The sequence below is a fragment of the Pedobacter sp. KBS0701 genome (assembly GCF_005938645.2).
In the GTDB taxonomy this organism is placed as follows: Bacteria; Bacteroidota; Bacteroidia; order Sphingobacteriales; family Sphingobacteriaceae; genus Pedobacter.
On the sequence record NZ_CP042171.1, the window covers coordinates 4915657 to 4936719 of the forward strand.

Annotated in this window: 18 protein-coding genes; 1 reads left to right on the plus strand and 17 read right to left on the minus strand. The window is 37.3% G+C overall.

All coding sequences use genetic code 11. The annotated features are described in order from the left end of the window. Position 1 precedes the first annotated feature (1 nt). The 16 genes from FFJ24_RS19785 to gmd all read right to left on the minus strand — a co-directional run bounded on the left by FFJ24_RS19785 (position 2) and on the right by gmd (position 18587). Positions 2-757 (minus strand): glycosyltransferase family 2 protein, encoded by a 756-nt coding sequence (locus FFJ24_RS19785; protein WP_138818883.1) that lies wholly within the window; start codon positions 755-757, stop codon positions 2-4. Then, positions 754-1806 (minus strand): glycosyltransferase family 1 protein, encoded by a 1053-nt coding sequence (locus FFJ24_RS19790; RefSeq protein WP_138818884.1) that lies wholly within the window; start codon positions 1804-1806, stop codon positions 754-756. Before FFJ24_RS19790 ends, FFJ24_RS19785 begins: the two co-directional genes overlap by 4 nt. A 157-nt stretch (positions 1807-1963) precedes the next feature. Continuing rightward, on the minus strand, positions 1964-2950 hold the full coding sequence (locus FFJ24_RS19795) for a UDP-GlcNAc--UDP-phosphate GlcNAc-1-phosphate transferase (protein ID WP_138818885.1): 987 nt from the start codon (positions 2948-2950) through the stop codon (positions 1964-1966). A gap of 20 nt (positions 2951-2970) precedes the next feature. Then, a complete protein-coding gene (locus FFJ24_RS19800) occupies positions 2971-3903 on the minus strand; it encodes an NAD(P)-dependent oxidoreductase (RefSeq protein ID WP_138818886.1) in 933 nt (310 codons plus the stop codon). A gap of 41 nt (positions 3904-3944) precedes the next feature. Continuing rightward, positions 3945-4856 carry an NAD-dependent epimerase/dehydratase family protein gene (locus FFJ24_RS19805; RefSeq protein WP_138818887.1) on the minus strand — a complete coding sequence of 304 codons (912 nt, stop codon included), beginning with the start codon at positions 4854-4856 and terminating at the stop codon, positions 3945-3947. Continuing rightward, positions 4853-5965 (minus strand): glycosyltransferase, encoded by a 1113-nt coding sequence (locus FFJ24_RS19810; RefSeq protein ID WP_138818888.1) that lies wholly within the window; start codon positions 5963-5965, stop codon positions 4853-4855. The genes FFJ24_RS19805 and FFJ24_RS19810 overlap by 4 nt, the downstream gene beginning before the upstream one ends. After that, a complete protein-coding gene (locus FFJ24_RS19815; RefSeq protein WP_138818889.1) occupies positions 5965-7041 on the minus strand; it encodes a glycosyltransferase family 1 protein in 1077 nt (358 codons plus the stop codon). The genes FFJ24_RS19810 and FFJ24_RS19815 overlap by 1 nt, the downstream gene beginning before the upstream one ends. Then, positions 7041-8123: an EpsG family protein gene (locus tag FFJ24_RS19820; protein WP_138818890.1), complete on the minus strand. Its 1083-nt coding sequence runs from the start codon at positions 8121-8123 to the stop codon at positions 7041-7043. The genes FFJ24_RS19815 and FFJ24_RS19820 overlap by 1 nt, the downstream gene beginning before the upstream one ends. Before the next feature lies 1 nt (position 8124). Further along, positions 8125-9342, minus strand: a complete 1218-nt coding sequence (locus tag FFJ24_RS19825) for a glycosyltransferase (RefSeq protein ID WP_138818891.1) — start codon at positions 9340-9342, stop codon at positions 8125-8127. An 11-nt stretch (positions 9343-9353) separates the two neighbouring features. Continuing rightward, positions 9354-10229, minus strand: a complete 876-nt coding sequence (locus FFJ24_RS19830; protein WP_138818892.1) for a hypothetical protein — start codon at positions 10227-10229, stop codon at positions 9354-9356. Then, complete coding sequence (locus tag FFJ24_RS19835; protein WP_138818893.1) at positions 10213-11457, minus strand: hypothetical protein; 1245 nt, start codon at positions 11455-11457, stop codon at positions 10213-10215. The genes FFJ24_RS19830 and FFJ24_RS19835 overlap by 17 nt, the downstream gene beginning before the upstream one ends. A 6-nt stretch (positions 11458-11463) precedes the next feature. Continuing rightward, a complete protein-coding gene (locus FFJ24_RS19840) occupies positions 11464-12294 on the minus strand; it encodes a glycosyltransferase (RefSeq protein ID WP_138818894.1) in 831 nt (276 codons plus the stop codon). Beyond that, a complete protein-coding gene (gene wzx, locus FFJ24_RS19845; protein WP_138818895.1) occupies positions 12295-13680 on the minus strand; it encodes an O-unit flippase-like protein in 1386 nt (461 codons plus the stop codon). It abuts the gene before it with no gap. Beyond that, positions 13670-14779 carry a Wzz/FepE/Etk N-terminal domain-containing protein gene (locus tag FFJ24_RS19850; protein ID WP_138818896.1) on the minus strand — a complete coding sequence of 370 codons (1110 nt, stop codon included), beginning with the start codon at positions 14777-14779 and terminating at the stop codon, positions 13670-13672. The genes wzx and FFJ24_RS19850 overlap by 11 nt, the downstream gene beginning before the upstream one ends. A gap of 108 nt (positions 14780-14887) precedes the next feature. Beyond that, positions 14888-17419: an SLBB domain-containing protein gene (locus tag FFJ24_RS19855; RefSeq protein WP_138818897.1), complete on the minus strand. Its 2532-nt coding sequence runs from the start codon at positions 17417-17419 to the stop codon at positions 14888-14890. A 34-nt stretch (positions 17420-17453) separates the two neighbouring features. Further along, positions 17454-18587, minus strand: a complete 1134-nt coding sequence (gene gmd / locus FFJ24_RS19860) for a GDP-mannose 4,6-dehydratase (RefSeq protein ID WP_138818898.1) — start codon at positions 18585-18587, stop codon at positions 17454-17456. A gap of 206 nt (positions 18588-18793) precedes the next feature. Here gmd and FFJ24_RS19865 point away from each other — a divergent pair, with 206 nt between their 5' ends. After that, on the plus strand, positions 18794-19471 hold the full coding sequence (locus FFJ24_RS19865; RefSeq protein ID WP_138818899.1) for a hypothetical protein: 678 nt from the start codon (positions 18794-18796) through the stop codon (positions 19469-19471). 424 nt (positions 19472-19895) lie between these two features. On the opposite strand, the gene FFJ24_RS19870 is transcribed toward FFJ24_RS19865, so the two are convergent. Then, entirely contained in the window at positions 19896-21062 is a 1167-nt protein-coding gene (locus FFJ24_RS19870; protein ID WP_138818900.1) for a glycosyltransferase family 2 protein, read from the minus strand. Between the last annotated feature and the right edge of the window lies 1 nt (position 21063).

Sequence of the window (21063 nt, forward strand, 5' to 3'; positions counted from 1 at the left end):
CTCAGTTTTTTTTAAAAATAAAGCCCCACCATTTAAATAAATACTTTGCATAAACTAATGGCGTGATTGTGACAAGACCATTACGCTGACAAGAGATGACAATTTCCTTATTCTGTTTAATGATACTCGCTAATCCGGAAGTGCTTATACCGCCTAAACGCATTTTCACCCACACATCATTCACATAACTGGTTTTGATTTTATGAATAAGCATAAACCGAAGTATGAGATCAAAATCTCCTGATATTTCCAGATCAGTACAATAATTGCCATACTGATAAAAAAGTGATCGTTTGGCGTAAAATGACGGATGCGCCGGAGCGGTGCCAAACCTAAACATCCACGGCTTAAAGTTAGCCGAAGAATAATAACGGGTAATTTTTGTAATGTCCTGCCTTTTGGTAAACACAATATCTGCGTAGAAAGCATCGGTAAGTGGTTGCGTTTTAAACTTCATCGCAATCCTGCTTAATACCTGATGATCAGCAAATACATCATCTGCATTTAAAATTCCTACAATGTCACCTTTTGCGACGGCTATGCCTTTATTAATGGCATCGTAAATGCCGTGATCTGGTTCTGAAATCAGCACATCGATATGTGCCTTGAAGTGCTCTATAATAGCAAGTGTTCCATCTGTAGACCCCCCATCTATTATAACATATTCTATATCCTTATAATCCTGATCAATAACAGACTGTATAGCAGAACCAATCAACTCATTATTAAAAACTACGGTAATGATGGTGATGGTCATGAGGCTAAAGATCTATATAAGTTGTAAGTTTCGTTAAAACAAATATCCCAGGAGAATTTCTTAGCTTGCTCCATTCCGGTGTTGATCAAATTCCGCCTATCCCTGGCAATAGTCGCTACCGCATGAAGTGCTTCTTCCATGCTCAGTGTATGCATCAGTATACCGGCCTCTCCCGCTACTTCAGGTATAGAAGAAGCATGCAGGGCTATGAAGGGGCATCCTGCTTGCATAGCTTCCAAAATCGGAATTCCAAAACCTTCACTGGAAGATGGATACAGCAGGCAAAAAGCAGTATTGTACAAAAAATTGAGTTTCACCCGGTCAATATTCGAAAAGACTGAAAAACGGCCCCCCAAATTTTTAGCCAGGAATTGCTGTTCTTTTCCAGTTAGCAAATCTCCAACAATATAAAGACGGAAGTCTTTACAGGCTGCTGTCAATTTTACAGCAAAATTAAAATTCTTGTAATTTTCTCTCGCTCCCACAAAGAGAAAAAAGGGTGTGTGTGTGTCAGCTTCCTTATCGCCCAGGGGTCTAAAATCGGAAGAAGCACCATGATTGATCACTTTTACAATCGAATCATCAATGTACGGGTATCGCTCCAGTAAGTCATTTTTGGTAAACTGAGATACGGTAATAATGGCATCGCTACTATTGATTGCTTTGTCTTTTAGGTAATTATGAAGCCATAATCTAGGCCCATGGTAATATTTTTCGTGGGTAAAATCATGTACTGTAGTGACTATAGTTGTATTTGATGTTTTTTCAGGTATTCTAAAATAACTGGAGTGAAAAATATGTGATGTATCAAAACCTGGTAATTTCAGAAAACGATCAAGAAGCGGAATGATCCCTTTACGAGTGATAATCTGTGTGGGTGATATTGCTAATTGCTTTCTTAGACCATTTGCTTCTTGCAGCTTATACTCGTAAAAGTTTAGCAGAACTTCCTTTTCTTTCAAAAATCTGGTAGTAAGTTCGTACCAATAGGTGGAAATCCCTCCGTTTTTTTGCAAATAATAAATTAAATTATCATATAACAACCTCATTTAACCCTTCTTTGATAATCAAAATTCATATAATGCTATTGCAAGACAATTTTTTATTGCTAATATAGTTAACATTAAATAAATATCCATAGATACAGGATAATCAGCTTCAAAAATTACCTACAAGGCGTGCGCTAGGCCATTTGCAAATAAAAATTTAAGCTTTGGAAGGTTGGTTCCCAGAGAGAAGCAGCCTTCTTTTTCCTTCTAATGCAAACCGTAACGCGACAAATAACAAACCTGACAATACGACTCCGGTTATCGTCCAGGTAAGGCTTGGTTCCAGCATAACGAGTAGTGCATTAAAAACCAATTGAATAATAGCATAACCTAATGCAACCATGGGATGAGGGATACGCTTTTCATTCGCTAAAAATTGATAAAAATGACTTCTATGTGCTTCGAAAATATTTTCTTTCCGAACTAAACGAAAAACAATCGTCGAAATGGTATCTAACCCATACAAAAGTAACAGTAATAAATAGGTCACCTTGCCTGAGGCGACCATCAGACTTACCATAAAAAAGATCATAATGAAAGCAATTCCCACGCTACCGACATCACCGGCAAAGCTTTTTGCTTTGGTACGAAGGTTAAAAAACATAAATACAGTCACCGCTAATATAGCAGTAATGAGTAAATCCCTTGACACGAAACCTGGTGCAACATTGGTATCCAGGTAATACAAGGTGAGCAAAGTAACAAATGAATAAATGCCGGTAAGTCCATTTATACCGTCCATAAAATTAATGGCATTAATGATTCCAATCGCCATTACAAAAGCGATAGATACGATATAAACAGGCAATTGAAATAATCCAACCTGATAAAATAATAGAGATACCGCCAGAAAATGACAAATAATTCTAAACCTGTTGCTAATTGGTTTGATGTCGTCAGCAAAGCTTATACTACTGATGATGACCAAACCCAGCACAAAAAAGGGATAGCTATAATCAAAAGCGAAGAAACATAACAACATGGCGATGGTAAAAATAATTCCACCGCCCCGGATAGTGATCTTACTGTGCGAACTTCTAAAATTTGGTTTATCAATAATGTTATATCGATCTGCTATTCTAAAATAGAATAGTTCGATTAAAAAAAATAAGACTAAAAATATGGCACTTAGGGTAATGGTCATCTGATAAGTAAATATTTACGCTATAGTTTAAAGGCTTCAAGGACGGACGTTGGATTCCATCTCAACAAACTTCTTGCTTTCGAATCATCAAAGGTTAAACTTAAAGTTAACTTCTGAAACTTATAGGCATTAATTGGTGAGATAAAACTAAAAGCCTTTGAAGAAAAAATGAGGGCCTTGCACAACCAATTCGGAATGCTTAAGGGCTTGGGTTTACGGAGTTGCTTAGCGATTAAAGTTGCCAGTTCCTGGAAAGAGGGGTGGTAGCCATCTGTCAGGTTAAATGTTCCTGTCATTCCTATTGTTGTGGGAATTAGCTTAGCCACGTCTTCTGCCATGACAATGCTTTTACGAACGGGTTCTTTAGAAATATTAAAGTAATATCCCTTTTTTATACCTTCAATCATCATTTTTAAATTACCTGGCGGATTTTTCCCGGCAAGTAGAGGGAGCCGCAAGATGAGACAGGTTACACGGTTTTGCCTGCACCAGGATTCGATTAGTTTCTCGGCTTCAATTTTACTTTTACCGTAGGGGTAGTTTGACTGCAAAGGTTGTGTTTCATTAACGTTAACGCCCTGGTTTAAGCCGTAAACAGAAACAGAACTCATAAACACAAAATGTTTTGGCAAGCCAGGTGCAGCTTCCAGTGCCGTTAATAGATTTTGGGTACCTATTAAATTAACATCAAAAAAAGCTTTGCGCTCATGCTCATTTTTCGGAAAACTATGTGCCTTTCCAGCGCAATGAACAACGATGTCAAAACTTTTATTGATAACAGGCATTTCTACAGAAAGATCAGCAACAAGAGCATTGTTTTCGCTTCGACCTAGCGTAGCAACCTTAAAGCCACATGCATCCAGATGTTGCCGGACATAGGTCCCCAGGTAACCATTTCCACCGGTTAGCAGGCAAGTACCAAATATAGTTTCTGTTGAACTATTTACGACCATTTAATTAAGTTAAGATAAATTCCAATTTTTCAGTTATTGTTTTATTCCTTTTTTAAATGTGCAAATGAATTGGCGGTTTTAATCAGGCCTTCCTTAGCACTTAAAGGAAGTTTAATCCCCAAAGCTTGTTTTATTTTAGCATTACTTACCACATAGTTCTCGGTAAGCTTATCCAATCGTTCGGAATTAAGCGGGAGTTTGATTTTATCCCCAATCTTCGCTATAAACCGTATAAATGATGAAGAAAGCTTCCATAACCTTACTTTTGTCCCCATCGATTCGGAAAGAATTTCGACAACTTCATTGGTCGATAAAGCTTCGTCATCCGCAATATTATAAATTCCTGACGGAATATCTTTTTTTAGCAAAGATTTGATGACAAAACATAAATTTTTTACGCTCAAGAAAGATCTCTTATTTTGAAAGGCTGCTAATGGGTATGGTATCCCCTTTTTTACGAATTGATAGAGCAAATTTAAATTTCCTTTATTCCCCGGACCATGGATCATGCACGGTCTTAAAATATAGAATGATTTTCCGACAGGCAGCGGTTGGTTTTGAATGTATTCTTCAGCCATTAATTTAGATTTACCATAATGAGTTTGCGGATTCGGCCTCGTATGCTCATCTAATATATCCTCAACAACATCCGCAGCTGCTTTTACTGAGCTAACAAATATAAACTTTTTAGCTTCTGAAAGTAAAAAGGCGTCATAGAGTTTTTTAGTCAGTTCGAAATTAACCTGATAATATTGATCAGCATTTGATGTTTTTTTTAAATCGTGTGCCTTGCCGGCCAGATGAATGATGGTATCGGAATTTTCAAAACTAATAATTCTTTCCAATTCAGCTCTGCTCACAGACCTGGTTAAGATGTTTTCAGAATTCAGGTAAGAAACCAGATTTTTCCCAACGAAGCCCGTGGCACCAGTAATTGATGTATATTGGTTCATGACTGGTAAATATTTAAATAAGCTTTTGCCATCTTTTCTCTCGTGAAATCCTTAGATCTGATGACAGCGTTGCCAGAGTAGGTTTCGTATAATTCTTTGGAATTAATGATTGTATTGATAGCGTTTTTTAGTTTCTCACTATTACCTGCTTCAACAGTTAAACCAGAGAAAGAATCTAAAGACACAAAAGGGACACCAGATTTAAGGCTGGTATTGATTACCGGCAGGCCATTACTCATCGCTTCCAGTTGCACTACCCCGAATGCTTCGGCCTCATTTATTGAAGGCAAAATAAAGAGGTCACATTCTTGGTATATAGCAGCAACTTGTTCATCGGTTAAACCAGATTTAAAAAAAACTTTATGGCTAGCGTTGATTTCTTCCGTTTTGTTTACTAAAAGCTGACGATCCTCACCGTCGCCCACAATATATAATTCGACGTCCAAATCTTTGATTGCTTCTAATAAAAAAATAATCCCTTTGTACGATCGTAGCTTCCCTACAAATAACAACCTAAATTTCCTGTTAACCGGATAGGCGCGGGGAATACCTCCATTATTACTGAGCATAGGGTCAAAAGATAATGGAACCACCTTAATCTTTTCCAGATAATGAGCAAGGATATTTGAGCTTTCTGCCAACTGAGGAGAGGTGACGATAATATCAGAAGCCAAATCTAAAAGTTTTTTAACAAGTGGGTTGTAGGCCTTCCCAATCCATCCCCATCTGGAATTGTTAATGTTAGCATGCCAGGTTATTACAAACTTTTTGCCCTTCAATAAGTGCTGATATCTTAAAAGCGCCAACTCCATATTGGGAAATGGGTAGTGGTGATGCACGACATCTGAACTTGATATTAATTTAGCCAAAAGAGGATAGCCCAAGCTTAAAGGTTGGCTCTTTAATATTAGCGGAGTGGACTCCTTTATCGATTCAACTCTGTTGTTTCTATTATATATTTTCTTAAACGAAGAATAGTGGTTATTTGCATATATTATAAACTCAACATCACTGCTATTTTCAATTACACCGTCGACGATATTTTTAGCGACAGATTCCATGCCTCCCTTTGATGGATCGTAGTATTTTATAGTTTGAAGAATTTTCATTAAAAGCTAAAATTTTTAATTAATTCATATACTTTTTTGCCAGAAGCTTCCCAAGTAAAAAACCTGGAGCGGATGATACCCTTTGCCTTTAATTCATTTCGTAACTCGATGTCTTCCATAACGGCAAGCATTTTCTCTTTCATATCATTAATATCATAAGGGTTAATGTATAAAGCCGCATCGGCACATACTTCTTCTAAACTAGGAATCCTTGAAGCCAAAACAGCGCATCCACTTTTCATGGCTTCCAACGGAGGTATTCCAAAACCTTCGTAAAATGATGGATAGATAAAAAATTCACAATGCGTGTAAAGCGCTAATAAGTCAGTATCGGAAACAAACCCTGTAAACAGTATATTTTTGTCAGTGGCGTCCAGGCGAATATTAAAATGGTTTGAGGCTTTTCCTACAAGCACAAGCTTACAGTCGGACAGTTCGAGTGCTAAAAAAGAATCGATTAAGCCTTGTAAATTCTTTCGAGGATCGAGAGATGAAACTGCCAGCACATATTTCTCCTTTAATATGTCATTAACTTTGGGTGTGACCTCATCCGCCGGAGCAGCTTTATATAAATGATTGGCAACAGCATTATAAATTACTTCTATTTTGGCTTCTTTAATACCTAAATACTTAACGATTTCAGATTTTGAAAAATTGCTAACAGTAAAAATTTTTTTCGAACTCCTCGCCACTATCGGCGTGGCAATACCATAAACAAAAGTATAAGTTTTCGAAAACCATTCTTTATTTGCATAAAATGAAAGATCGTGAATAGTGGTTATTTGGTTTTTATAAAACAACGGACCCAAACCAGAAAAGCTTATTAACAATGGATTTTTATTAAGCTTCAGGAAGTAATACAGATCAAGTTGCTCCCAAAAGTGTGACTTTAAGTTACCATATTTTATAATCCTAAAGCCTTCATTATTTGCGTAATCTAACCATTTAGGGATAACAATAATAAAGTTTAATCCTAGTTCTTTAAGTTGTTTGCAGATTTCTAAAGAAAATCGTCCGATGCCGTCCATTTTATGAGAAAGAAATCTACCATTTACATAAATATCGCCGGTCATCATTAAGTATTAAAAATTGTTTTAAACGGAACATACAGGTCGTAGTATCCACCAACTAAAGATATGTAGAGCCTTAAACCGGCGTAACAAAGAAATACGAAAAACAATGTAAACCTGACGTATCTTTGATCTATGTTCTTCAATATGATGGGAACGAGCAGAATTAGCATCATATCATATACATAAGAAAGCCTCACAAAAGCAATCGATATTGAGATTGTACTAAAGTAAATCACAATACCTACCAAGTAAAGATTGAGATATTCTCGAAATATAATGCCTTTTTTTTCAAGCCTTAACATAAAGAACAAAGATATACCGAATATAAAGATTTTGTTAGCGAATCCTTTTATTATTATCTGAACGAGAGATGCCTCTGTTCCAAAGGTATCATTGCTTGAATCTAAATAAGCTTCCATTTTTTGTTGGATGACGCCTCCTGCAATAGCGCCCAGGTTCCCCATTAATTTAGAAATAATAGCGGACAATAGCAGGCTTATAAAGATAAAAATCATCATTAAGGTTGGTCTGATTTTTAATGAATATATCCACCATGCTAAAACAAACAATATTGAGGTCCTATGAAACAATGTAGCTATAGCAATCATAGTTAAAAACTTAACTAGTTTTTTCTCTTCGATGTATCGAACAGCATAAAATAATATCGCTGTAGCTATAGATTGTCTTACAAAAAAAATATTACCAAAGGTTGTACACCATAACAACAAAAGCGAAGTGACAGGATAGGGACTTAACTTTAAAATGGCCTTACTTTGAAAGAAGAATAGAATAGCCCCTAAAACAAAAAGGAGTATAGTATAGTTATCGAAAAATATTTTTACAAACTCATTAATCCTTGCAAACCCCCATTCGAACTCATTTTCAGTACCCCATTCTATACTTTGGTTAAAAGCCGCGTAGTACGTTTCCCAATCTGTTCCTGATTCCCATCTAATAAATGACATTATAAACAGTACCAGGCAAAAAAGAATGAAAATATTTTTGCTTTCAGCTTGTTTCAGTCCGTAAATTTCGAAGGTAGAAAATAGTGCCAACGCAGCAAAAATCAAAAAATAGAGTGCCATTCTAGATTGTTAAAAAATTCACACGCCTTAATTCAGCATACATTTGTTGACTAATCACTTCTGGCGTAAGTTTCACCTTAATACACTTAAAGTCAAACGGTTTAATTAAGTTATTAACAGATAAGTCCTTAACCAGGTTAGCCATTTCCTCAACATTATCAAACAAATGACCGAACTGCCCGTATTTATTGAACAGATATTCAAAATAATCATTCTTCAGTGCCAGGATTGGTTTCTCATAAGAAATTGCATCCATTACAGCACCACTCGCTGTTATACGATAGTTATCTTTGTGATAGAAAAATAGAACATAATCGAGTTCTTGTATTTTATTCTTAAATTCTTCCCGATCTAAAAAGGTATTGCTTTCTGACTGTAGTTCTATATTGGTTCCATTGAACAAGTTAAGATCTTCATGAGTGGTACCTATTATGGCTAGTTTTATTTTCGTAGAAAACGTGCTCAAGTGTTTTGCAAACTCAAAAAATTCGAGAAGGCCTTTGGTTTTGCTTATACTGCCAACCGTAGCTAAGCTAAGCTTCCCAACGGCTTTACTGGTAGGTTGAACTGGTTCAAAAAAATAGGCGTGGTCTATACTGATAAATTTGCTTGCTTTTTTAAGCCCGATATTTTCAGCTATGTTACTCTTCAGCACGTCTCCCAGCACCGAGAAGTAAAGGGTCTCAGAAATCTCAGTCTTCGGATTTAGGAAAAAATTCCTGCAAAGTGCCGTCAATTGTCTATGAAAATATCCGCCTTTTTTTTCGTCTGTTCCTATGCCCTCCATTTCAGAATGACAAAATATCAGGATTTTTCGTTTATAAATTTTATTTAAAGTATTTATGAATGCTAGGCTAAAAAGATTATTAAATGGAAAGATTAAAACTGCATCTTTAGGACTTATAAGTAAGTATTTTATATTTTGAAAAGCACTTACCAAATATCTCAGCACTAAGCTTATCCTGCCGTTTCCGGCAACTACAAATGTTCGTTTACGGACAATATTTTCCGGAGACCGGGTTTTAATTATTTTAAGATAATTCTCATAAGCACTCTGTCCCATTCTACAATCCACTTGATCAAACACAATTGCACACATTAACATCAAAGAGGCATTAAACATCTCATGTGAGGATTTTTCAGAATAAGTATCAATAAAAAAAGCTTTGTTCTTCTTCTTTATTGCTGAAGCTGTATTCGAGGATCTATCTAATGACATAGGCGGCATTTTCATTTGTTTCTTGCAAGGAACGATAAGAAATAATAAGGTAGATATAGTTTTGCGATTAATCCAATATTATGCGTTCCGTAGGTCACTGTTAAATTTCTGGCAATATAATTCTTATAGCTCTTATTTACTATTTCTTCATTAAAGGGGATATGCTCACATATTGCTTCGTCATTACTGTTCATGTTATTTACAACAACGTAATTCAATGACTTGATCGCATCGTACTTGTAAATACCGATGCCTCCAAACGCAGAGATGATATCAAAATATTCGCATTTATTTACTTTTTTATTTATATCCTTAAATGTTTGATGCAGCGAATCCTCAGTGTAACTGAAATTCTGAACCTTTGGATACTGATAAATGGCAAAAATATCGTAGTAAATTTTTGAGGTATAACCAAGAATTTTTTTTCTTGTTACCCCGTTAGCAAAAATGCCTCCCCAATCATTAGGCGCATTTTCTATCGAATAAATCAAATTTTCAACATCAAAGTTCTCTATATCCACATCGATAACGATTACATAATCGATATTTTTTTTTATGGCTTTGATGTGTTCAAGATAGATGTTCCGGTAGAAGGCCATCTTTTCTATACGATAGGTTGTAGTTGTAGGTGATGTTACTCCTGTCGATTTATGAGGGATCGTCAATGTTCCGAAGTCTTGAGAGATAATGCTGACATTTTCCGATCTGGATTGCCAATCATGAAGAATTTGTTTGGTTTTGTCCTTGCTATCGTTTTCCACAACCACAACTTCAGACCATACAAATCTTGCTCTCAACTCTTCAATTAGCGGGATGTTATTGAGTAGTGGCTTTTCACAATCTCTAGCCAATGCGGCAATCACAACATTTTTATTGACCTTTATCATCTCTTTTAATTAGAAACATTTGGTTTTCATATCTAACGTAAATAGACAAAAAGTTTAGTAAAGAGGCGTAGTACCTAATCCCTACAATAACCTTAATCAGATTTAATCCTTTTATTATAGAACGTTCAAATATCCCTTTACTCTTTTTGCTGGATGCAGAAAAAGTTGAAAAAGAATTAGATTTTATACCAGTCAGAAGCTTGTTCTTTTTGAGCATTTGGTAAAATATATTGCCTATTTCGAAAGGATTTTTCACCTGATAATCTTGTTCGTAAATACGAAATATGCGTCTGTGCAGCGGGATGATATTTTCTCCATCATCAAACGAATTAAATGAATAGCAAAGTTTTGAATAAGACTCATAACCATTTTTATAAATATCATCGATATATTGTTGAAAAAGTGGCCGATACGATGGATAAATATCTGTATTATACTCTGGGTGACGCCGGTTAATCAAGGTAGGATTGAATGGATCAAATCCAGAAAAATGGAAAAAGATAAGCGGGAATAGTTCATCTGTCTCTATATTTCTAATATAGTAAATTCCCTCAGCACCTACAATTAACTCTCTCTCATGAAGGTTCCAAATGGCAGGATTAATACCCATATGATGAGTGATCATTGTTTCAGTTGGGAAAAATGCAGGAATGAAATCCATCCACTTTTGATCAACATGTAACGCATCGTGTTTATCTGCGTAACATTTGTCAGTTAACCGGTTCATCCACCAGTTGATAATTTCATTTCCAACTAAATTGTTTTTGATAGCTGCAAATCCTAAATTATATATTCCAACGAACAGAATTTCTTCTTCTGTAATTGAGCCTTTGTAATTGGTTTGTATATTACAATAATGAGGAGTTAAGACTATCGATTTGTCCGCCAAAAAATCAAAAATAACCTGGAGAGAAGAAGTGATATAAGTGTCTGGATCCAGATAGATTACTTTTGAATAACCTTCGCCAAAAAGCTTTTTGAAGCAAAATGGTTTAATCGATGTAGAGAACTCTATCACATTATATTTAAATGCCATACTTCTCCAGTCTGGTATCCAGGTCTCATCTAAAGGAACCACATCAATATCGTTCGGTAGTTCATCGGTACTGTCCGAAATAAATAAATAAAAATCTAAGTTTGGTTCTGATCGCTTTAACGAAGCCTTTAAAGCTAGTGCCTGAGCTAGATAATTTCTAGCGCATATCGTAAAAACTGCATTTTTTTTCATTGGTATTTATTTACTTGTTAGCCCATGGAATATTCCACGTACTATAGATTTGAGTTTATTAATTTTATCCTCTTCGCCAAGAATTATCTTAATAAATCTAAAAACTATATGAATTTTAACTAATGTTACTTTGTAGCCTGGCTGAAATAACCTGGGATATCTCCTCCATATCAGAAGCTGATTTCTGATAATAAAATATGTCCTGAATGCGGAATAATTATCAGTTGTGAAACCAAATTTAATACGGGTGGGATAACCCACTTCATGTTTTAATGTGATTTCTGGATATATGACAGTTTTCAGGTTGTTTTTTGTAAATATTCTGTAACAGTATTCATAATCAACGGCATCAATAAACAGCTTCTCTTCAAAGCCCCCGCAAAGCTTAAAGGTACCTAAAGGAAAAATTGAGCCCGAAGTGATGGAATCTTTTACTTCAACAATAGGTTGTTTATCTTCAATCAATAGCTTTCCTCTATTATCAATATTTGGGCAATATATTCCGATATCAGGCAGCTTCTCATGATCAATTAAATCCCTAAAGTGCTTTAAATCATTATTAAAAAAGGAACTATCTTGATCAAGCGTAAGTAAGTGAGTGTATAAGTTTTTCTCTGCCCATTCAATGGCTTGGTTCAATGCTTTTGCAATGCCAACATTTTCGCCACTACCCAGAAATGACAATTTCTCATAGTTATGATATAAATCCTGATTTGTTAACGGCGAATTTTGGTACAATAACAAATGATCTACATGATTTATAAGAGATAAAATATTTTTATTTAAAAAATCGATATCTGGTTGATAAACTACAATAACCGCTACTAATCTCATCAATTATCTCAGAATAAGTTTTTTTACTACGATACGAAAATCATTTAGACTTATTTGGAGTTCCTTAAACACCTCATAAGGCCATTTCCATCCCTGATAGCACAAATCCACTAAGCCAGGAACGATAGCCATGCCTAAAATCCCAAAATTAGTGAAATTAAATACTAAGAGTAATAGCAATATGGTAGCTATCCCCGAATAGAGAGAAGGTTTCATAAATGGTATAACATTCCGTGTAGAAATTACCGCTCCTGATATGCCTGCATTTAACCCAATCCAGGACGAGAAAATCATGGCAAGTAATACATTTTGGCTGACCAGTTTCGTATGGCTGGATAAAGCGGCTAAAAATATGGGGCCAATATAATACAGGATTAAAGCACCAGATATAAAGATTGCATTAGAGAGAATAATACCTCGAATATAAATCACTTTAATACTTTGAATATCGTCTTCCAATCTCAGCTTCGCGATCTTGGGAAGGTAAGTAGCTAACGCTATATTAGCTACAGCAACAAGCACTTCAAGCAACTGTCTTGTAACACCAAAAGACGCTATGGAAACTAATGATATAAAAGTCGCGCCTATAAATATTGATGATCGCTGGATCATAAATCCACCAAGTGATGTTATACCATACTTAAATGCATTTGGATAAATTTTCGCCAAAATATCCTTGTTATTAATATTTGCGGCATTGTCCAGTTCCTTTTTCAATGGAACTGTAAAAAAAACTCTGTAAGATAAAATCCGAATGATCAAAACAGCTATAAACTGGGAAGAAACAAGCGCAAGGAGGCCAAACCCATTTAAGACAAGCAGCGCCGCAATCGCCAAATAGGTCAAATTTCCGATAATGGTAATTTTCTTTGCAACCCTTATCAGTCCCTTTCCTTCCAATAAAGCATCATAATATAATGTATATAAATTATATGTATTGATTACGCAGAACATACCCCAGGAAAGATAAATGTGAACCTGATTACCGGAATAGTCCTTAAGAACATGATAGATATAAAATGATCCTACAGTAATTAATAACGCTAATAGAAGCATAGACACACGTCCATAAAACCATCTCATAGCACTAATCAGTCCCTTCAACAGTTCATAGTTTACATGATTTTTAATGTTGTCGACTTTGGTAATACCTTCAGCCTCTAAGATATGAGCCCCACTAAAAACGTAGGTGACGTTGCGCGTAAATGAAGAGTTGAATCCAAAATCAAGTAAAAAAATAAGGGCGGAGATAGATGAGAACAATGCCCATACGCCAACTTCCTCTGCGGGCAGAAACCGTAAAATTAAGGGTAATAATATTGCTGAAGATGCCACCCTGAAGAAAGTAGCAATGTAATTCCAAATAACATCTATTTTATTAATTGTCATCAGATTCCATTTCTAACTTGTAAATCCTTGCCATTATCAAATAAATTATAGCAATAACTGATGTAAAAAAAGAGATCAATATAAAATAAACAATTTTGCTATGAGTGGATTTCGATAATGGATATACGGGTTCGTCGATAACTTGTATTAAGGGAGCTTCCTTTCTTAGGCTTATTTTTGCCAATTCTAAATTCTGAATTAAAGTGCTTAGTATAGCCCTGTTAGTTTCAGCAGAAAATTGGGAGCGTTGAATTGGAGCTGCTCTTTGAGCTTGGCGCACTTGATTTAAATTTGGAGTAGCATCAGCAACATAAGCAGCTCTATTTATAGCACCATTCATAACATACCTTACTGAATCTGTTTTCTGCTGAAGTATTTTGACATTTTCCAGTGCTTTTTTAGTCTTGGTCCTAACATAGAAATCGTTAACATTTTGCACTATTGTTTCATTAAATAATTTCGCAAAATCCTCGTTTGATGCTTTAACATCAACCTTAATAATATTCAGCTTTTTATCTTGCTTGGCAACAAATAAATAATTCTTCGTTATGTCTGAAACAATTACATTTATTACACTATCAGTTAAACGTGTTGTACGGGCCGCATTGGCATCTGATGCACTTTTACCCCCAAAATGTAAATGAGCCAGCTCTGGTTTTTCTGACCATTTCTCCCGCAACTTGTTAAAATCAATATAGTTATCAATCAATAATTGTTTCTTGCCAGCTATTAAAACTTCTGTTAACAATGTTTGCGCAACCATTTTACGGGATTTATACAATTCGAAAATGTTATCCCCCTGAAAAACGCCTCCACCGGTTTGTAAATCGACTCCTGCCATAGATGCTAAACCCGCAATACTACCTAAACCACCACCACCTTTCTCATCCTCAAGCACAAAAGTGGTGGTTGCGATATATACAGGTTTTTTGAAGGTCGCGTAACAAAACCCTAAAATACCCCCAAGTATCCCAAATAAGGAAATAATCCACCATTTTGAAAATAGGAACTGTAACCAATTTCTAATTTTGAGGAGTATTTCTTTTAAACTTACTTCGTCCTTTTTTTTTCTTTTGCTTACCTCGTCGCTTGCTGCCATTAATGTTTTATTTTTACTTTAATTAACGCAATATTTAAATACATGCAAATATTCATCAATTGTTCTAATTCAAATGCTTAAAAGACCAGGAAATTTTTAAGGAAATCATTATCTTAATAAACTAACTATAATAGCCCCTAAAGAAGCAAGTGCTGTTCCAATTCCAATCCAGCTTTGCGCCGTTAGCCGTTCTCTTTCTGCTCTTTTTGGAACCAATATTTCTGCTCCAGGCTTAACAACAGGATAATTATTGAAAAACAAAAACTTGCTTACTGCCGCAGCAGAGCCGTTAGCGTATTTAATATAGGTTCCGCCTTTTCGCGCATTAGAGGTAAAACCTCCCGCACCATTGATATATTGTCTTAAGCTTTTTCCCGGAAGATAAACAATGCTATTGGGATTGAGTACTTCTCCGGTAATACGCACAGTTTGTAAGGTACGTGGAACACGAATAACATCGCCATCCTCGACAATCAGATCGTATTTCCCTAACGGTTTTTCAATGATGCGCTCCAGATTAATCCCGACTAAATCACTTTCAATCAGTTTCTGCTCGATCTCTGCAGATAGGGTATCTTTTGTACCAGCTTCCTGTGCCCGTTTTAAATTAAGGTATTTCTTTTCTTCCTCATCTTTGTTGTTAATCGCATTCTTATCTGTCGGATTTACTTTTTCGGCACCTGGCCGTTTCAAACTCGCTCCTTCAGCGTAAGCATAAGAGGTGAGTCCGCCGGCTCTTTTGATCACATCAGAAATACGCTCATTTTTATTGGTAATCGTATATACGCCAGGGTAGAGCACCTCACCCTCCAGCTTGATCTGTTTCTGAATGGAATAACCTTCAGCATTTCTTACGGATACAATATCAAAAGGTTGCAAAACAAAGGTAGGCCCCTCAATTTTAAGGTTTCGGTCAACAGAAAGGGTAAATAGTTCTGCCGTGCGTGAAGTTTTACCTGCAGTATCTGCACTTTTAACCCTCCTGGAAATTTCAATCCGGCTGGGGGTAGCACCTTCCTTAAACCCGCCTGCCATTTGAATCAAAGCTTCGACACTAATGTTGTCTGCATACTCAAATGTACCAGGCTGCCTCACCTCTCCCTGTATACTCAGCTTATATTCATCCCTTAGGTCAAACAAAGACGATATGGTTACTTTATCTTCTCTTTGAAGCGGAATATCGGCTTGCGCACCAGACATGATCTTAGCAACGTCAAAAGAAATCAAACTGGCGGTATTGTCGAAATTCAACCGGTTAATATACCCCCTGTTTAAAAAGGCATCTTCTTTCAAGCCGTCGGCTTTCGTAATCAGGCTTTTCAAAGTAGCACCATCTTCTAACGAATACATACCAGGACGAAAAACGGCTCCTTCGATTTGGACCTTATTGGCAAAACGGTCCAAAATCGCATCTACAATAACCTTATCTCCATTCTGAGGACTATAATTATTGAATTGCGTGCTGGAAACATCGATAATCTTCCGCTCTTTACTGGTATTTTGTAACACTTTAATATTGGAACTATAAGCCTCCGTAGAAAAGCCCCCGGCAAAACGCAGGAGGTCTGCAAGGCTTTCACCAGATACGACCTCAAACAAGGCAGGTCTTTTAACTTCCCCAGACATTTCAACGCGTTTTTCATAAACAGGGATATTAATCACATCCTGATCCTGTAGGCGGATATTTCCTTTCTGGACACCATTGAGCAGGAAGTCGTACACATCAATAGTGGCCACCACCTTGTTTCCTCTGATGACCTGGATCTTACGGAATGATCCGTTTTCATTAGGTCCTCCTGAAGCATTTAAGGCATTAAATACAGTTGAAAGGGAAGAGAGAGAGTAAGAGCCCGGTTTCACAACTTCTCCAACAAGCGTAATTTTAATCGTGCGGATATTCCCTAAGTTTACAGCTACGGTAGTTCTGCCCGTTCTTAGTGAAGGGTAAGTAGGGGCAAGACCCGACCGTATTTTACTGATCGCCTGTTCAATGGTTAGACCACCTACAGCTATATTTCCGACATATTGCAGACGTATAATGCCATCAGGACTAACTTTCAATTTATAACTGGCCTCATTGTCCCCACTCAAGTCGACCAAAAGTTCATCATCAGGACCAATTACGTAACCCCTGGGAGTGGCCATTCTGAGATTAGGCTCAAATGTAAGGCCGCTGGTGGAGAACAGTTCTTTTCCGAAAATTTTTGGCTTTAAGCCTTCGAAGATATCGGTTTCAGTTGTGTTTCTGTTATTAGTATTGTTCGACTTTGTAATTCTTGTTGAATCACTATTGATCCTGACCGCTGTTCTTGACCGGTCATCGCTTTCTTCTGCATCTCTATTCAGCGTGTTATTGCGCTGTGCATTACCACCTGTCGTCCCGTCCTGCTTTCTGATTTTCTCTACCCTTAGCCGTAGTTTTTGAATTTCATCGGCTTTCATCCCTTGTGCAGCAGCCATCTGCTCCAACTGTGCATCGTTATAACCGATAGATTCCGCACGTTGCATTAATTGCCTGACCTGCGTATCAGTCAGATCGTCAACCTTCACATTTGCATAATTTGTCTGAGCCATTGACACCTGGAATACAGTAAGTATGATCAGAAACAGTAAGCTTGTAAATATGTTTTTCAACTTCATTAGGTATAGGAAGTATTATTTAATGATATTATGATTATTCGAAATAGTTCAGTGTATTGAACCCGCCTTCTTTTAAATACTGATCTTTTTTCATGACTTGCAAATCTGAATGCACCATTTCTTTTACTAAAGCTGCGAGATCATATTTAGGCTGCCAGCCTAACTGGGTTTTTGATTTTGTCGGATCACCAAGAAGCAGATCAACCTCCGTTGGCCTGAAGTATTTGGCATCCACCTGGATCACCGTCTGACCTGGCTTTAAAGCATTTGCATCTAAGCCCAGACTGATCATCTGTTCTTCGTCAATACCAATTATTACTCCTTTTTCATATTCGTCTTTCCCGCTGAATTCCACCTCTATTCCCAGCTCGGCAAAACTCATTCTTACAAAATCCCTAACCGTTGTGGTAACCCCTGTTGCAATTACATAATCCTCTGGTTTTTCCTGTTGCAAAATCAGCCACATCGCTTCAATATAGTCTTTCGCATGCCCCCAATCCCGCTGTGCAGACAGATTGCCCAGAAAAAGACATTGCTGTAAACCAAGGGCAATTTTAGCTGTTGCCCTGGTAATTTTACGGGTTACGAACGTTTCTCCCCTTAAGGGGCTTTCGTGGTTAAAGAGAATACCATTACAGGCAAACATGCCATAAGCTTCGCGGTAATTTACCGTAATCCAGTACGCATACATTTTCGCTACAGCATAAGGCGATCGCGGATAAAAAGGCGTGGTTTCACTCTGGGGCACCGCCTGTACGAGGCCGTAAAGTTCAGAAGTAGAAGCCTGATATATTTTAGTTTTGGTGAGTCCAAGAATCCTGATGGCCTCCAGCAACCTCAGCGTACCTATTCCGTCTGCATTCGCGGTATATTCAGGCATCTCAAAGCTCACGTGCACATGGCTCATCGCCGCGAGGTTATAAATTTCATCCGGCTGGGTCTCCTGGATAATCCGGATCAGGTTTGTCGAATCTGTCAGGTCACCAAAATGAAGTTTGAAATTGACATTGTTCTCATGCTGATCCTGATACAGGTGATCGATCCGATCGGTATTAAATAATGACGACCGCCTCTTCAAACCATGAACCTTATATCCTTTTTTTAGCAGAAATTCTGCGAGATAAGCCCCATCCTGGCCTGTAACACCTGTTATTAGCGCAACTTTCATAAACTTTATTTGATAACTTTTTAAGCGAGCAAACATACATATTTTTTTCTAGCTTAAGGATAGCGTAAGTATGCTCATTTAGAAATAACGTTAAATAACGGTGTTTTCCATACTCTCTTTCCGAATATTAATTCCAAAATATAAATACCTCTCCATGATCTACTTCTGATAAATATCTTTACTTTTGATGTTGATATCCTAATTAAATGAAAAAAATTGTACTCCTTTTAATTCTTCTGGCGCATTCGTCACTCATCTTTTCTCAGACCAGTGCAGATTACAATTACTCCATCGGTTTAAGGGCCTACAGTATCATGCAACTGCCCAAAGTACTTAACCAGACTAACTACCAGGATTTCAACCATACGTATGCGAACGCGCTGCTGATGAAATTCAATGATAACCAGATCAGCTACCGGGTTGGGGGAAATTTTTACAGAAAAGACATCACCTTTCCCAATACCTGCGCGAACTGTGAGATTGCGGAGGGGACGCTGACCGATTTTGCCTTTAAAGTAGGCTTTGAAAAGAATTTTACCTATTCGCGCATTCAGCCCTATTTTGGCGTCGACCTGGGGTACCGTTCTAACCGGTTTAGTGGAAATACCTATCCGGGCAGCACCGTGTTTGCGGGTACGGCGAGGTATGCGGAATCATCAAAAAACGGGTTGGTCATCTCTCCTGTAATCGGTATCAAGATAAACTTAGTACCTTGTATGAATCTTTTTGCCGAGAGCAGTCTTGACTATTTTTATTCTTACGAGCGCCAGGATTTAACAGATGCAAACGGAACTTCCAGGACAGTGAATACCTATCAAAAATCAGAGTTTTTGCTCAACCTTTTCTCAGCCGGGATCCAGTTTAACATCAGCAGACGAAACTAGATTTAATTGAAGAAAGATTAGACAATGTTTGGGTAATTAATGTTTTTTTCGAAATAAATGCCTTTTAGTAGCTGGAAAGATGAGGCTGTATCAAAAAGATTTACGCTGTCTCATCAAGCAAATTATATTTTGATACGTCGTCATTCCCAATTTAATTGGGAATCCTAATGCTATTGCAGGGCGCTTTAAGATTAGCTCCGCTGAGCACGTTGTGATTCCCGCCTGCGCGAGAATGACGGGCAATGAAATAAAATTCTATCCTTAAATGTTAGATTTTACTTTTGAGACAGCCTCATGATAACCACCTTAATAAATATGTAAAAAACAAATATAGAATTGATAAAAGACGTGTCTATACTATAATTTTTCGTACCAGAACCTAAATAAGGCTTAAATTTAAAATATTGTGTCTTATAGCCCGGGTTTATTTCCTGATCGCCTTTTCCCAAATAACAGATTGTTTGCCCGAAAAGTAGCGGTATGCACCGGCAACTACCGCATAATTCATCATGCAGAAATAATAAGGAACAAATAAGATTTTCAATCTGATTTTCTTTTTCTCCAGCCAAAGCCCGGAAAGTGCCATCAGGTAAAACAAGGTCTGCAGCAAAAACAGCATATCATATATTTCGCTCCCGGGCTGTGCTACCAGTATGATATTACTGAGATAAGCAGCGATGAGTGCCAGCGGCGCGAGCGTCCACCTGAGCACACGGTGACTGATGTACTGGAAAGCAAGCACAGGGTCTCTGAAAGGGTTCAAAACCGATTTTAACCAGATAACCGACTGGATCCCTCCGGCACCAATCCTAACCTTACGCTTGAGTTCTTCACCAATATTTGCAGAGGACGTTTCCTGTGCGAAAGCTTTTGGTTCGTATCTGATGCGGTAACCTTTTTCTGCGATCCGCATCGAGATCATAAAGTCATCAAGTACACTTTCTTGCGGTACAGGTTGATAAAGTGATCTTCTGATGCTATATAATTCACCTGCCGCACCCACTACGGTATGAAGCTCTGAATCCCATTCTTTCAGTTTCGATTCATATTTCCAATAAATCCCCTCTCCGGCAGTAGCATCCGCGTGTTCATCAGCGTATACTTTTTTTTCTCCTGCAACCCCGCCGATACGTTCATCCGCATAATGTTTACAAAGATGGAACAGGGCATCAGTATTCAGGAAGGTATTGGCATCAGTGAAAACGACAAGATCAGTATCAACACGATCCATTACGCGATGTACAGCTGCTATTTTTCCCTTGCGACCGGAGGAATGCATCAGGTGAATCTGCTGATAACGCGCAACAATTTCTGGCGTACGGTCTGTTGAACCATCTGTAACAAAAATCATCTGGAGCTTTCCCGCAGGATAATGAAGGGCCAGGGTATTATTAATCTTCTCCTCGATAAAATCCTGCTCGTTGAAAGCGGCTACAATAAGCGTACAGGTTGGCAGTTCCTCATCACTGAAAACTTTAGGTACGCCGGGAGCAAATACACGTTTAACCAAAATCATAAAATATAGTAAAATCCCATAGCCGATATAGGTATAGAAGACCAGCAGAATAGAGATAATAAAGAGAATATGCATA